Genomic DNA, 14,554 nt, shown 5'->3' with positions numbered 1-14,554 from the left:
ACAGCGGGCACGAAGTTCTCGATCTTCGTACCCGCTGCGGTATAGCGATGCTGGATCAGCCCTTGACAGAGCCAGCCATGGACTCCTGATAGAAGCGTTGCATCACAATGAACAGAATGACGATTGGGATGGAGACGCACACTGCGCCGGCAGCAAAGCGCGCGAACCAGTCTTGAATGTATTCCTTTTCAAGCATCTTCCACAAGCCTAGGGCAACCGTGTAGTTGTCTTGAGTACGCGCAATCGCCTTGGCCAAAACGAAGTCCAGCCATGGGGTCAAGAACGCGACAATGGCCTGGTATACGATCATTGGCTTAGCGATGGGAAGCGTGATCTTGGTAAAAACCTGCCACTTGGTTGCGCCATCCAAATATGCAGCCTCATCTAGGGATGCAGGAATAGTGTCCATGTATCCCTTCATGATGTAGAAGCCTGCACCAGATCCGGCCGAGTAGACGATAATCAGCGCAACAATCGTCATGTTGCCCTCGGTCAATCCCATCGCTTTCAGGATGAAGTAGATTGCCACAACCGACATGATGCCTGGGAACATTCCCAAGATCAGGGCAACGTTCATGTAGGTTTTACGGAACCTGAAGCGCATGCGGCTCAGGGAGAAAGCCACCATCAGAACAAAGAGCACTGAGATCAGGCAGCAGAAGACCGCAATGATGAAGGTGTTGAAAAACATCCGCGGGAAGTCCAGCACCTGACGTTCCGTAAACAGATGGATGTAGTTATCGAAGGTGTACTCCGTTGGGAAGAACGTTGGTGCATACGGACCGGTGTGCTTGTTAAAGCTAGCCAATACAACCCAGACGATTGGCAGCACCCAAATGATGGCCAAAATCGCGAGGAACAGGTGGACTAAGATGTCCGTGAGTTTGCGTGACTTAGTTTGGTCGTGCATCTTTTTACTCACTGGAATCCCTCCTCATTCTTGTAGGAGCCGGAACGGCGGTAGGTAATCAAAGCCACCACAGAAAGGACAAGGAAGGTAAAGATACCGATTACGGCACCAACGTTGTAGTCACCCTTGTCCACCGTCAGCTTGTACAGCCACGTAATCAATAGGTCTGTCTTGCCCGCGGAAGCGCCAACTGGTGTTGGGTCGCCGCCAGAAAGAAGATAGATCACGTTGAAGTTATTCACGTTGGCCGTGAAGGTGGTGATCAAATACGGGGTCATGACGAACAGCATGTACGGCATGGTCACGCTGCGGAAGGTCTGCCACCAGCTTGCTCCGTCAAGCTTTGCGGCCTCGTACAATTCTCCAGGGATGTTCTGCAAAATACCCGTGACCTGCATGACGGTGTAAGGGATGCCGATCCACAGGTTAATCACGATGACCGTGACTCGGGCCCACGTTGCATCTGTAAAGAACGGAAGCGCGGAATCAATCAACCCCAGGTCCATCAGGAGTCGGTTAATAGCACCCTGTGGCTGCAACATGGAGCGCAGCACAAGCAAGGAGACGAACTGTGGGACTGCAATGGACAGTGAGAAAATTGCGCGCCAGAATGCCTTGCCGCGAGTGGTTTTGCGGTTGATCAGCATTGCCAGGAACATTCCCAAGAAGTAGTTCAGGAATGTAGCAAAGAAAGCCCACACGAGAGTCCAGGTCAGGACCCCCACGAACAGATTCAGGTTGACGTCCCCACCCTCGTTTGAGAGGACAGTCTTGAAATTGTCAAAACCTACCCAATCAAACTTGTTCGGATTAGCCGAGTCGTAACTCGTGAACGCCATCGTGATCATGAAAATCAGCGGCAAAACCGTGAACAGCAAGATGCCCATGGTTGGCAGCGTCATCATCAAGATGGGGGCATCGCTGTCAGTGAGTGCGCGCACATCCTCTTTCAGAGTGCGTGCCCGCCCATCAAGTTCCGCCTGGTCCTGAGCCTTGTAGGCACTGCGTAGGGACACAGTGGCAAACCACAGGAATACTACAAGGAGGAATACCGTAGCCACGCCACTGAGGAGGATAACTACGGATGGATCCGACTGAGTGTAAACCCAGAAACCATTCACTTTCTCGCGAGTATTCTCGCCACTGCCTAGGCTAGGCAGTTCCGCTAGGGCATCAATGCCTTTCAGAATGAACGCCGCGATCGCGATGATCTCAATGATCAGGAACGCAGCACCTTTGACGTACTGCTTTCGAGCGAAATTGCCCAGTCCGAATATGAATAAAGATAGCTTGGTAAAGATATCGCCCTTAAGCCAGGACTCCCCTACTCCATATTCATTGGGGTTTTCGCCTACTTTCTTGAGCGTTTTTGGTTTTGTCGCCTTGGCGTCCGATATGTCCGCCGGCTGGAGCCCTACCGTCATGGGCCCACGTCCTTTCTCAGATCCTCGAAGCCCAAGGGCTCGAGTTGATCAAACTAAACGGGAAGCTGCGAAGTACTGAGTAAGTGAATGTCTCACAGGAAATGGGCCCGTACGCCTCTTGCTGCAAAGGAAGCGTACGGGCCCATGGTGATCAGTCACTCTCCCTGTTGGGGAACTAGTTTCTTCTTAGTAAGCAGATTGCCAAGCTTCAGTCTTCTCAGCTGCGTTCTCTTTGGTTACCTCGCCGTTAACCAGTGCCTTACCAAAGTTGTCTGCTGGATCCCAGAAGTCAGACATTGCGCGGAAGGTTGGCTGCAGGATGGTTGCGTTTTCAACAGTGTCGAAGAGAGCTGCCGCAACTGGATCAGCGGAAACCTCTGCATCCTCAGATAGGGTTTGGTCCGCAGGTATTACACCATTCTTCTCAAAGTGCACCTTCTGAGACTCAGCGGATGCCAGGAATTCAGCGAAGGTAGCTGCTACCTGTGGATGAGAAGTATTTGGGTTGTAAGCGATCGCCTTGGAGCCGGAGAAAGCCTTCATCTGCAGGTCCTCGCCACCAAGATTGAACGTTGGAAGGCTTGCTACGCCGTAGTTGTCGCCCAGGGCTTCCTTAGCGGTGCCGGAATCCCATGCGCCGGAGAATACAACGTCAACGCCCTTACCCAGCTGACCCAGGCCAGAGGAATCGGCATCGTTAACAAAGTTAGGGTTCTGGGCAACCTCTGCGAGGTAAGCGGTTACCTCAGCTGCGCGGTCACCAAGCTGAATGCCGGCTTCCTCGTCCAGACCATCCTCACCGAAGAAGGTTGCGCCTGCTGCTGCGTAGAACGCTGGCAGGTACCAAGAGTTAGACATCGGGAAGGAGACCTTTGCCTTCTCCAACATGGTGTCAAATGACTTGACGTCCTCCTCGCTCAGCTTGGAAGTGTCGTAGTACATGAACCACGTGTTTGGCTCGACTGGAAGGCCGTAAGCCTCACCGTCAGTACCCTTGATGGAGTTTGCCATGTTCTCGGATGCCTGCTCAGAAAGCTGGGCGGCGCCGGAGTCAGACAACTGACCGATCGCGCCAGCTTCCAGAAGAGAGCCAAGCTGGTCATTAGCAAAGTAGTAGACGTCAGCAGCTGCAGCTGGGTCCTGGTTTACGGTGGTGCCAGCGTCCGCGGAAGACACCACGGAGTTTTCGAAGGTGATATCGAGATCTGGGTTTGCTTCTTTGAACTTGGCCTGCATGGTCTGCAGCCAGGCATCATCGTTTGCCTGATCCTCCTGAGAGGTCCACACGCTCAGGGTTACTGGTCCATCTGCTACAGCCTCAGCGTTGTCAACGGTTGCAGAGTCCTCGGAACCACAAGCTACGAGGCCTGCACCGCCGAGGAAAGCAGCCATTGCAACTGCCGTGACCTTTCGCGAGTTAAACATAGCGAACATTCACCACTTTCTTTTTGTGAGGGTTGATCGAAGGCCTCGGGTCTAGCGATTGGGTTGTTGCCTTCGCCCTTTTTTCAAATGCCCCAATGTGATTGGAGCTCACGATCACCATGAAATCGTTACCGATTTCAGTGAATTTCAGATCCGTCCTCTGCCATTCATCCGGCGATCACCTGACACTCCCCGATTAAAGCACAGTGACCCCAACCCATCACATCCTGTATTGTGACCCAAGTTACTAAGTCCTCACGCACGGAACGCCCCCGCTCTACCCCCAGCAGATGCGCAGCACCCAGCAATCCCAATTTTCAATAGGTCGATAGAATGAAGACTTAATAACGGACTTATCACAGCCAAACGATGCCTACCGCCCTTAAGTGCACAAATGGCAGACGGCAACGTTACAAATGTTCCTAATGCCTGCATTTTTAAATCCACATAATCAAAAACATTCGGGCATAGGCCCCACCGAGCGGAAGCGTTAATCAGGTGAAAGGGTTGCTCCGTAAGCTTCACCGCACTACCCCCATTACGGCAGCAAATTACCCCCACATCCCCACGCATGATTCCGGCCGATGTCGGCACATGTCGGCGTTGGCGTAGCGTCTCGCCGCTCCGTCACCGCGAACCTACGTCGAGTCGGCGCAAACACGTAAGTGTGCGCGGCCCTAAGCCCCGCCGCCTTGGCCGCACCCCACAGAAGGCACAATAGAATAGCCGACCGTGACTTTTCCTAGGGGCAGATCAGTTAACTACCGCCTGCTCGCCCATGTCGTGGCGGCTGCGCATTGGATCCCTTCGCGCTAAACCCTTGAACGGTGTCTAGAATCGGGGCCATGTCTACCAGTTCCAATCCATTCAATGGCCGAAACACTGCTCCTTCGTGGTTAAACGACGCAGTATTTTACGAGATCTACCCCCAGACATTCTGTGACACTGATGCCGATGGTATCGGCGATTTTCAGGGCATCACGTCCAAACTGGACTACATCCAGTCCCTCGGAGCTAACGCACTGTGGATCAATCCCTGTTTCGACTCCCCTTTTGTGGACGCAGGCTATGACGTCCGCAACTACTACAAGGTAGCCAAGCGCTACGGGTCAGAAAAAGACCTAGTAAAGCTCTTCAAGGAAGCCCACAAGCGGGGCATCAAAGTCTTGCTCGATCTCGTGCCCGGTCACACCAGTGAGCAATGTGAATGGTTTGAGCAATCGAAGAAGGCAGAGCCCAACGAGTTTTCTGACCGCTACGTGTGGACCTCTCATGCGTTTGAAGGTGGCGAGGGCCTGCCTTTTATTGGCGGTGAGTCCGAACGGGCGGCTACCTACATCCTGAACTTCTTCAAGGCGCAACCTGCGTTGAACTACGGTTTTGGTGATAGGAAGAAGCCGTGGATGCAGGATCCCCATGACGAAGGACCAATGGCCAACCGCGAGGAAATGGTCAAGATCATTCGCTACTGGCTAGACAAAGGCGCCGATGGATTCCGAGTGGACATGGCGGATTCGCTCGTCAAGTTTGATGATGACGAAAAATCCCACACCCAGGAAGTCTGGCGTGATATCTTCTCTCGTTTCCGCGAGGACTACCCTGAGGCAGCCTTCGTCTCCGAGTGGGGAACCCCATTGCAAGCCCTCGATGCGGGGTTCAACATGGACTTTTACCTGGATTGGCGCCACAACGGTTACAACCAACTTACTCGAGACACCGAGGATCAGCTCACTGGCCCTGACGATCTGTCGTTTTTCAAGCAGACGTCCGGCACGTCACCACAGGGCTTCATCGATGAGTATTGGCCACGATACGATTCCACCAAGGATCTAGGCTACTTCAGCTTCATGTCGTGCAATCATGACACCCCTAGGCTCGCACCTCGCCTCACGGAGGCGGAGCGCAGGCTCTTCTTTATCTTCCTGTTCACCATGCCGGGCGTACCATTTTTGTATTACGGCGACGAGATCGGTCTCAAGTATCGCGACCTCCCCACCAAAGAGGGCGGCTATCACCGCACTGGTTCCCGCACTCCTATGCAGTGGAATTCGAAGAGAAATAAGGGTTTCTCCACCGTCCGTAAGGCCGAGAAGCTGTACCTGCCTGTGGAAGAAGAAAAAGACGCCCCAAATGTAGCCGATCAGGAGAAGGACCCTCATTCCCTCCTCAACTATGTGCGCGCACTCATCGCCCTGCGCCATGGCCACCCAACTCTGCAGGCTGACGCCTACTTCCGGTTCTTGTGGGCACACGATAACTCGCGCATCCTCGCGTTCGAGCGCTACAGCCGCTCGGATGAAAATGATCGCTACGTCATCGCACTCAACGCCGGAGAGCAAGAAGATGGCATGGACATCCCGTCCGAAGGCGAGGTCATCTTCGCGCTTGGCGACGCAACCCTAGACGGCACCGCGCTGGCGTTGCCGCCGCTGAGCGGCGCCGTCATTCAGTTGGGCCGGTAAACGTCGGAAGCAGGACTCTAGGCCACAACACCTGTGGGCTCTTTGCTCTCACATTCAGCAAGGAGCCCCATGGTGCGGTGGAACGCTAGGACGCGACCTCGTCGCTGTCGTTCAACGCCTCCTGAGCCTTCTCCCACTCAGCTTTTTCGGCCTCAATGGTGGCGATCTCTTCCTCACCCACGATTTCCTCCAAAACAGTGAGATTGATTGGGGAGACCACAAACTCACTGTCGAGGCGGAACGGCAGCGGTTCCCCAACTACGTAGCCATCATTGATGTGGACTCGGTAATAGCCAGGTGACACCGGATGATGCCAATGCGAATCTGCGCCATTGATGATGATCATCGCATCACGCCCTGGACCAAACGCGTTAGCTACGCGATAACTAAGACGCAGGCCAGAAGCAAAGATCATGCTCGTACGCTGGTTAATAGTGCGGTAATCATTCTCCCTGAGGAACGCCCACTTCTTGCGGAATGCCAGCAGGTTTTTAAATAGTTCTACTGGGCCCGCATAGCGTTCAGCGCGATCGTAATCGAAGAAATTGATGTGGTCAGGAGAAGCGTAAGAATTCTCCTCGCCATACTTGGTGCGCATAAACTCTTGGCCAGCGTGGATGAACACAATGCCGTTGGACAAGATTTGGATCGAGGTTGCCAAGACATGGCGGTAGATGATCTCTTGCTCGTGGCTCCATTCGATGGTCCTCGTGCCAGAGAGCTTGTCAAACATGGTCCAGTTATCGTGCGCTTCGTTGTAGACCACAGACTGATCCGCGGCGGTGAAATCACGAACGATCTGGCCGCCCACCATGTTGCGGTACAGTGCGCGCGCCGCGCCCGTAGGCCACGCCCATGGGTCATCGTCATTTACCTTGAACCAAGCGTTGCCGGACACAAAACCTGGATCGCCGATGGAAAAGTTCGAGCCTTTCACCACGTCGCGGAAGCTGTCATTGAACACCGCAATGCGCTGCATATTTTTAGCGTTGTTCATGTTGGCGCCCTCAACGCCCTGCGGGTGAGCACCCATCTCCCAGCCCTCGCCGATAATCATGATGGATGGATCAATCTCGTCCAAGGCTGCACGGACGGCATTCATGGTATCTACGTCGTGAATGCCCATGAGGTCGAATCGGAATCCGTCAAGGCCGAAAGTCTTGGCCCAGTACACCACCGAGTCAATAATGAACTTGCGCATCATCAACTGTTCAGACGCTGTTTCATTGCCACAACCAGTGGAATTATGGAACTGCCCATCCTCCGTCATTCGGAAGAAGTAATTAGGCACCGTCAGCTGCAACGGATTAGTGTCCACGTCATAAACATGGTTGTAGACCACATCCATGATCACGCGAATACCCCGCTGGTGAAGTTTATCCACCAGCTGACGAAGCTCCTTCAAGCGCAGCATCGGATCAGATGGATCCACAGAGTAGGAACCTTCGGGAACGTTGTAATTCACTGGGTCATAGCCCCAGTTATATTGCGCCCCAAATTCAAGGTTTCCGGTCTCATCCACTGAGCCGAAGTCATAAATGGGAAGCAGCTGCAGGTGCGTAATGCCCAGAGATGAGATGTAATCCAGACCAGATGGGTTATTTCGCTCAGTAGTCCTGGTTCCTTCTTCCAGGAGCCCAACAAACTTGCCTTTGTTCTTGATGCCGTTCTTCCGGCCGATAGTGAGATCACGCACATGAGCTTCGTAAATGACAGCGTCACACGGATTGCTAAACGCTGGCATGCGGTGCGGGCTACCAAGCAATTCTTGGGTATCCACAACAACGCCTCGCTCACCGTTTGCCGTCGCTGCACGCGCGTAGGGATCCACAGTGTGGTTGACGGTGCCATCAGGGAAGGAGAGCTCGTAGGTGTAATGGCTGCCCTCAATCTTGGCAGGGATAGATGTCTCCCACACGCCCTGTGATCCCAGTTCGAGCTGATAATCACCGCTCATTTCACCGGTATGCAGGTGCAGGGTAACGAACTGGGCGGTAGGTGCCCACAAACGGAAGATCGTATGGGTCTCGCGGAAACGAACGCCCAAACTGCCGTCGTAGTAGAACGCGTCATTGAACTCGGGGGAATGCAGCTCCTCATTGGAGTACTGCTTCACAGCCGCTGGCTCTTTAGTCTCGCCCACTGGCTCTACGTGATCTTCTACCGCTGCGTGCTCCGCTTCAGATTCAATCTGAAACTCCCCTACCTGGGCTTGTGCGACAGCCTCATGAAACAGTGGCGTAGGTTCCTCGCTGATTCCGGACGCCACAGCTTTGGCATCAATTTCGCGAATGAGTGCAGCGGCATCCAGCGGCTCTGCATCTTCAACTACTGCGGGCTCGTAAACGTCAACCGGCTCCTGCGCACTGGGAACGCGCCCTGAGACCTCTTCTACGCACTCAGCCTGCACTTCTTGGCCTGAAGATTCCTCGGATTCAGGAGCCAGCGGCTGGTCAGTCTCTGGGGCATCTGCTGAGAAAGCGGCAGCTACTGGCTCCTGAGTTGCCGTGTCCTCAGTTGCGTGCTCCTCGGTTTTTCTTCCACCGAATCCCAAACCTTTGAGGGCGTTCCTGAAACTAAATGGCTTCTGAGGAGTCACTGTGTGCCTTTTCAATCTCGAGCTTGTGTCACTTATACGGCGGAAACTCTACTTGATTCGCTGAGATAATGCGCACCCCAGTCAGCAGGCAGTAGCCAACACCACACATCACGCCTTAAGTGAGGTGAGATTGTGGCACGCCATGCGGGCGCAGAGTGGCAAATTGGTCTGTAATTACTAGGCTGCGTTGGGCAAACTGAAACAATTTTGCAGGCCGTCCACCTTCAGTTCCCGGCGCGGATTTCTTGTCAGTTGCCGTCAACTGCCCACGGCGGGACAGAATGCGCTGCAGGTTGGTAGCGGAGACCTCATGGCCGAGGATGGATGCGTAGGAATTGGCCAGATCTGAGATGCGAAACTCATTAGGAGCCAAGGCATACCCCACGTTTGTGTAGGACAGTTTGGCGCGCAGGCGCCCTGCTGCCAGCCGGACTAGACTGCCGTGGTCGAAAGCCATTGGTGTGGAATCCTCTTGAGCAGCATCACTGACGTTTATCCACTCAACGCCCGTTGGCAGTTCCCACTTCTGATCCCATGCCACCAAAACCATATAGGCGGTGGCAACGGTGCGGTCAAATGGGTCACGGGTGGGACTTGATTGGGTTCCCAACTGCTCAATGTGAGTGGGTGCCTGCAAGAATACTTTGGTGCTGAGGTGGCGCAGAATCGCGTCTTCGAGAGTTTCATTGACTTCCATTGGCCCTGAGGGCAGCGCCAACTTCCCTTCAAAGGGTGCTCGCTGGCGTTTGGTTGCAAGGAAGCTAAAGCCTTCCTTGGGGTGGCTACGCAGCACAACGGCGATTGCTTCATGACGAAACTTCGCCACACCTGCGTGGTCACGGAGAGGACCAGTTGGCAAAAACTCTTCTGGGGACATGTTTAGAATGCTACCGCGATTCTAGGTTTCCTCACCAAGGGCGGGAGCCACTGAAATTTTGCCTGGATAAACGCTGAGCGGTGTGTGCTCTGCGGTACACGCGCCAGAATCCTGCTAGCACGTATCGGTATGTCATGGGGATCACACGGTGGAGGTGGGACTTGGTGAGGCAGGGACAAAATTCTAAACTTTGTGCACTTTTTACGCCCAAAGTTCCTCAAAACACACTCAAAGTTTAGTTTTTTGTCCCTTCCCTCTCGACACATCACATGCACCCCTAGATTCTAGGATTTCTATCGCCATGTTCTCTCGGGTGTGTTTATCTGGAACAATGGTGGGGTGAGTATTACAACCTTGGACGCCGTAACCAACCTGCGAGATGTAGTAGCTGGTGCGGAGTTCCGCACAGATCCTGAAGCACACAGTAAAGCCCGCGCTGTAGTGGATCAGCTGGACGATTACGTTCTGCCTCGCCTGGCTAACATTGACGCGCCTCTCCTCGCCGTGGTCGGCGGTTCCACCGGCAGTGGTAAATCAACCTTGGTCAACGCCATTGTGGGTGAGAAGGTAACGCAATCTGGTGTGATTCGACCAACCACGCGTCAGCCGGTGTTGGTAACCAACCCAAAAGATGAGGCATGGTTTAATTCCACCCACGTCTTGCCCGGCTTGGCGCGTGAGCGTGGGGATGCTACCGCGAATCCACAGGCAACGTCCCTGCGCATTGTTCCCAGCAACGCCGTTTCCCAAGGAATGGCTCTGCTGGATGCCCCAGACTTTGACTCCATTGATGATGTGAACCGCCAGCTTGCCGGTCAGCTGCTCGCAGCCGCGGATCTTTGGGTATTTGTTACCACCCCAGCACGTTACGCGGATCAGTTGGTGTGGAACTTCCTCCACGATGCGGCCTCCCGCAACATCGAAGTCATTGTGATTTTGAACCGCGTGGACGAGGATTCCGCAGCTACCGTTCCTGATGATCTGCGCCGCATGATGGCGGAGGCTGGGTTGGGTGACTCCACCCTGTTCACCGTTCCTTTGGCTAAAGACTTCGGTACTTTCCTACCGGATGAGCTTGTGGCGCCTATCCGGGTTCATTTGCAGAAGTTGGCAGACGATTCCGCAGCGCGTCGCATCATGGCGGGCAAGACCGTCATGGGAGCGATGGGCAAGTTGAACTCCCGCGTCTACGAACTAGCGGATACTCAGCAACGCAGCGAGGAGTTCGCAGCCAACCTGTCCGAGGCGTTGGATGCCACCTATGACAACGCCGCTGAGCACGTTATTGATGCCACTAGTGACGGCAACCTGCTACGCCACGAAGTCCTGCAACGCTGGCAGGACTTTGTGGGTACCTCCGATGCGTTCCGCACGATTGAACGGTGGTATTCCACCGCGATAGACAAGATCGGTTCTTGGTTTACAGGTAGGCCAGCCCCTGTGCGAGAGGTCGAGACTGAGATCGAACATGGCCTACACGCTGTGATCGTGGATGCTGCGGACACCGCCGCTACCCGCTCGTGGAGCCACTTGGGTTCCGTTGCGCCACAGCTTCGTTCTGTGGCTGATCAGTCCTTGGCTTATGCCTCTAACGATATCGAGGAAAAAGCCTCCCAACTTGTTCGTGAGTGGCAGGCCAACCTCGTCCAGTACATCCAAGAAAATGCCGGACAGAAGCGCAAGACTGCCCGTATTGCGTCAATCGGTCTCAACGTTGTCACGGTCTCGTTGATGGTGGTTGTATTCGCGTCCACTGCGGGTCTTTCCGGTGGCGAGATCGCCATAGCGTCGGGATCCGCAGTAGTGGGCCAGAAGCTCCTGGAGACAATCTTTGGTGAGGAGACCGTTCGCCGCATGGCAAAGATGGCTCGTGAGGATCTCAACACGCGCGTGGGTGAGCTGCTCGCTACCGAACGTGACCGTTACGAGTCCGTCATAGCCCCGCTTATCGACGGCTCCACCTCCGATCAGCTGCGCGCCGCAGCCGATGAGGCCGCGGGGAGCGTAGAAAAGCAGGCGGCACAGCCGCTGGCCCTAGAGGGCCAGCCTTCTGCCACCGAGGACAACGGATCCAGTCTTGATGTGGAGGATGAGAACTAATGGCCCTGTTTAAGAAGTCTGCGCCCCTGTCCGAGAAACTCGAATCTCTAGAACAGGCAGCAGAAGTAGGCCAGGCGTATTTGCTTCCCGAGCAGTATGACCGGTTACTTAAGATCGCTGACGCGGGTGCTGAGCGCCGAGAGCTATCCGGTGACCATACAGTGGTGGGATTCTTCGGTGCCACGGGATCAGGAAAGACATCCCTATTTAATGCCGTGGTGGGTGAGAACTTAGGAAAAGCAGCCGCCCGTCGCCCCACTACATCTTCCCCACTAGCTGCTGTGTGGCACCCTCAGGGATCCGAAGAACTATTGGATTGGCTAGACGTTGAGGACCGACGAAACCGCACTGACGATTTTGGCAACGGCACGGGCCCCCTCATTCTGCTGGACCTACCGGATTTTGACTCAGTTGAGCCCGAAAACCGAAAGATCGCCACTAAACTCGCTGGCAAGGTGGATGTGTTGGTCTGGGTGACAGATCCGGAAAAATACGCAGACACAATCATCCATGACCACTTCATCAAGCCCCACGCTGCGCACAGCCAAGTAACACTGGCCGTTCTAAATAAGGCGGATAAGCTCGCAGAAGGCGACGTCACCACCGTGGCCAACTCCTTGGAGCAGTTACTCGTAGAAGATGGTCTGAAGAAGGTTCGGGTAATCCCAACATCCGCCGCCACCGGAATGGGTGTTAAAGATCTGCGCAAAGCAATCGCCCGCGTGGCTAGTGCTCACACTGCGCAGCAGGCCCGAATTTCCGCTGACATCAACAGCGCCGTCGCACCATACGTAGACAACGCTGGAATCAAAGGCCTTGACAAAAGCGCCAAAAAAGAGATGGATGCATATCTCTCCGATGCTGCTGGCGTTGACAGACTAGCGGACATCACAGCCTCGGCCTATCGCAAGCGACTCGGCCAGAAAACCGGCTGGCTTCTCACCAGTTGGCTTCTGCGGCTCAAGGCAGACCCGCTCAAGCGACTCGGCCTACGCGAGGAAGCTGATGAGATTGGTGTTCACCGATCATCCATGCCAACGCTCGATGCGTCGAGCAAGGCGGTAGCCAACAAGGGCGTACGCATCTACGCCGCCGCGGTGAGCCAGGGCTTGCCGGATCAGTGGGCCTCCGCTGTCATCGACCGCTCCGAGGCCATTGTTGACGAGCTCCCCGAACATCTTGATCGCGCAGTTGCCCGCACCGAGCTGCCCGCGCAGCCCTCCAAGGGTTGGAACTTGTTTACCTTTTTCCAGTGGCTCGCACTAGTTGTGGCCTTGGTAGGAGTGCTCTGGTACTTAGCGGTGGCATTCGTGCCCGGATTACTCCACCCACTGTTAGGTGATGACCTGGTTCCGCAGGTTGAGGGTTGGCCAATCCCTACCCTGTTGATCATGGGTGGGCTTCTCCTGGGTGTCATTCTCGGACTTCTCACCGCAGTGTTTGGCGGGCTCATTGGCGCGGGAATCAAAAGACGCACCCGCAAGGCACTCAATAATGAGGTAGCTGAGGTCTCAGCCGAACAGGTACAAGCACCACTGGTGAAGATCCGCAACGATTACCAACGCTTCTATGAGCTGGTAGCCAAGGCGGGAAGCTAAAAAATCGGGCTAAGAGAGCTAAATTTGTCTTTCTTAGCCCGATTTCTTTATTCCACCTCACCGCTTTCAATCAGGTGAGACGTTACCGGACCACGGATTAACTACCCCTTATTCCTAGCCTCCAGCAGCGGTACAGGCCCACTTCCTTGAGGTAAGGGAAAAGCCCGCAAGATTCTTTCGAATCTTGCGGGCTATAACCTTTAGGTCATCGATGGTGCAATCAGATGATTACTTAGCCTTCTCGATGATCTCGACCAGGCGGAAGTGCTTGTCCTTAGAAAGTGGACGGCACTCCTCGATACGAACGAGGTCGCCGACACCGGCGATGCCCTCTTCGTCGTGTGCCTTCACCTTGGAGTTGGTGCGGATGGTCTTGCCGTAGAGAGCGTGCTGCTTACGGTTCTCCAGCTCGACAACGATGGTCTTGTCCATCTTGTCGGAAATTACGTAGCCGGAACGAACCTTGCGTGCGCCCTTTTCCTTCTTGTTCACGTTTGCCTCACTCATAATTAAGCCTCAGCTCCCGGAACCTCGGACAGGCCAACCTCGCGCTCACGGATAACCGTGTAGATACGAGCGATGTCGCGCTTAACGGTGCCGATGCGGCGGTTGTTGGTCAACTGGCCGGTTGCCTTCTGGAAGCGCAGGTTGAACAGCTCTTCCTTAGCCTCGGTCAGACGGGTGTTCAGCTCCTCAGCGTTGAGTTCGCGGAGCTCGTGTGCAGGGGTACCGGTAGCCATTAGAACTGGTCCTCCTTCTTTACGATACGAACCTTGCATGGGAGCTTCTGGCCTGCACGGCGCAGAGCTTCAAGTGCCACTTCCTCGTTAGGGTAGGACATTTCGAAGAGAATACGTCCTGGCTTAACGTTAGCAACCCACTTCTCCACTGGGCCCTTACCGGAACCCATACGAACGCCGAGAGGCTTCTGGGTGAGTGGACGGTCTGGGAAGATGTTGATCCAGACCTTGCCACCACGCTTGACGTGGCGGTTGATGGCAATACGTGCAGACTCGATCTGACGGTTGGTGATGTATGCAGGCTCGAGAGCCTGGATAGCGTAATCACCGAAGTTGATGCGGTTACCGCCCTTGGAAACACCAGAACGGGTTGGACGGTGCTGGCGACGGTACTTAACGCGCTTAGGAATCAGCATGGA

The 14,554-nt window shown here is 54.7% G+C and carries 11 protein-coding genes; 3 read left to right on the top strand and 8 right to left on the bottom strand.

Going from position 1 to position 14,554, the window contains the following annotated elements; genetic code table 11:
• Window positions 1-55: 55 nt before the first annotated feature.
• The 3 genes from ACXM2N_RS01925 to ACXM2N_RS01915 form a co-directional block, all read right to left on the bottom strand.
• Window positions 56-910, bottom strand: a complete 855-nt coding sequence (locus tag ACXM2N_RS01925; RefSeq protein ID WP_458490955.1) for a sugar ABC transporter permease — start codon at window positions 908-910, stop codon at window positions 56-58.
• An 8-nt stretch (window positions 911-918) separates the two neighbouring features.
• On the bottom strand, window positions 919-2,334 hold the full coding sequence (locus ACXM2N_RS01920) for a carbohydrate ABC transporter permease (protein WP_458489482.1): 1,416 nt from the start codon (window positions 2,332-2,334) through the stop codon (window positions 919-921).
• Between the two features lie 186 nt (window positions 2,335-2,520).
• Window positions 2,521-3,759 (bottom strand): extracellular solute-binding protein, encoded by a 1,239-nt coding sequence (locus ACXM2N_RS01915; protein WP_458489480.1) that lies wholly within the window; start codon window positions 3,757-3,759, stop codon window positions 2,521-2,523.
• An 845-nt stretch (window positions 3,760-4,604) separates the two neighbouring features.
• On the opposite strand from ACXM2N_RS01915, the gene ACXM2N_RS01910 reads away from it, so the two are divergent.
• A complete protein-coding gene (locus tag ACXM2N_RS01910; protein ID WP_458489478.1) occupies window positions 4,605-6,221 on the top strand; it encodes an alpha-amylase family glycosyl hydrolase in 1,617 nt (538 codons plus the stop codon).
• 85 nt (window positions 6,222-6,306) lie between these two features.
• On the opposite strand, the gene pulA is transcribed toward ACXM2N_RS01910, so the two are convergent.
• Both pulA and ACXM2N_RS01900 read right to left on the bottom strand, forming a co-directional pair.
• The gene (gene pulA / locus ACXM2N_RS01905; protein ID WP_458490953.1) at window positions 6,307-8,313 is read right to left on the bottom strand and encodes a type I pullulanase; all 2,007 of its coding nucleotides are present in this window, start codon (window positions 8,311-8,313) and stop codon (window positions 6,307-6,309) included.
• 622 nt (window positions 8,314-8,935) lie between these two features.
• On the bottom strand, window positions 8,936-9,697 hold the full coding sequence (locus tag ACXM2N_RS01900; protein ID WP_458489476.1) for an NUDIX hydrolase: 762 nt from the start codon (window positions 9,695-9,697) through the stop codon (window positions 8,936-8,938).
• 339 nt (window positions 9,698-10,036) lie between these two features.
• Between ACXM2N_RS01900 and ACXM2N_RS01895 the strand changes: the two genes are divergently transcribed.
• Together ACXM2N_RS01895 and ACXM2N_RS01890 are read left to right on the top strand one after the other, a co-directional pair.
• Window positions 10,037-11,797, top strand: a complete 1,761-nt coding sequence (locus tag ACXM2N_RS01895) for a dynamin family protein (protein ID WP_458489474.1) — start codon at window positions 10,037-10,039, stop codon at window positions 11,795-11,797.
• On the top strand, window positions 11,797-13,395 hold the full coding sequence (locus tag ACXM2N_RS01890; RefSeq protein WP_458489472.1) for a GTPase: 1,599 nt from the start codon (window positions 11,797-11,799) through the stop codon (window positions 13,393-13,395). The genes ACXM2N_RS01895 and ACXM2N_RS01890 overlap by 1 nt, the downstream gene beginning before the upstream one ends.
• Window positions 13,396-13,623: 228 nt before the next feature.
• Here ACXM2N_RS01890 and rpsQ read toward each other — a convergent pair whose 3' ends face one another.
• From rpsQ to rplP, 3 genes are read right to left on the bottom strand one after another with little or no spacing between them, the layout of a single operon-like run.
• Window positions 13,624-13,902, bottom strand: coding sequence for a 30S ribosomal protein S17 (gene rpsQ / locus ACXM2N_RS01885; protein ID WP_458489470.1), 279 nt, complete (start codon window positions 13,900-13,902; stop codon window positions 13,624-13,626).
• A 2-nt stretch (window positions 13,903-13,904) separates the two neighbouring features.
• Window positions 13,905-14,135, bottom strand: a complete 231-nt coding sequence (gene rpmC / locus ACXM2N_RS01880) for a 50S ribosomal protein L29 (protein ID WP_458489468.1) — start codon at window positions 14,133-14,135, stop codon at window positions 13,905-13,907.
• Complete coding sequence (gene rplP / locus ACXM2N_RS01875) at window positions 14,135-14,551, bottom strand: 50S ribosomal protein L16 (protein ID WP_458489466.1); 417 nt, start codon at window positions 14,549-14,551, stop codon at window positions 14,135-14,137. The genes rpmC and rplP overlap by 1 nt, the downstream gene beginning before the upstream one ends.
• Window positions 14,552-14,554: the final 3 nt, after the last annotated feature.

The sequence above is a fragment of the Corynebacterium sp. ZY180755 genome, assembly GCF_054331495.1.
This window is presented reverse-complemented; position numbering and strand designations above follow the sequence as displayed.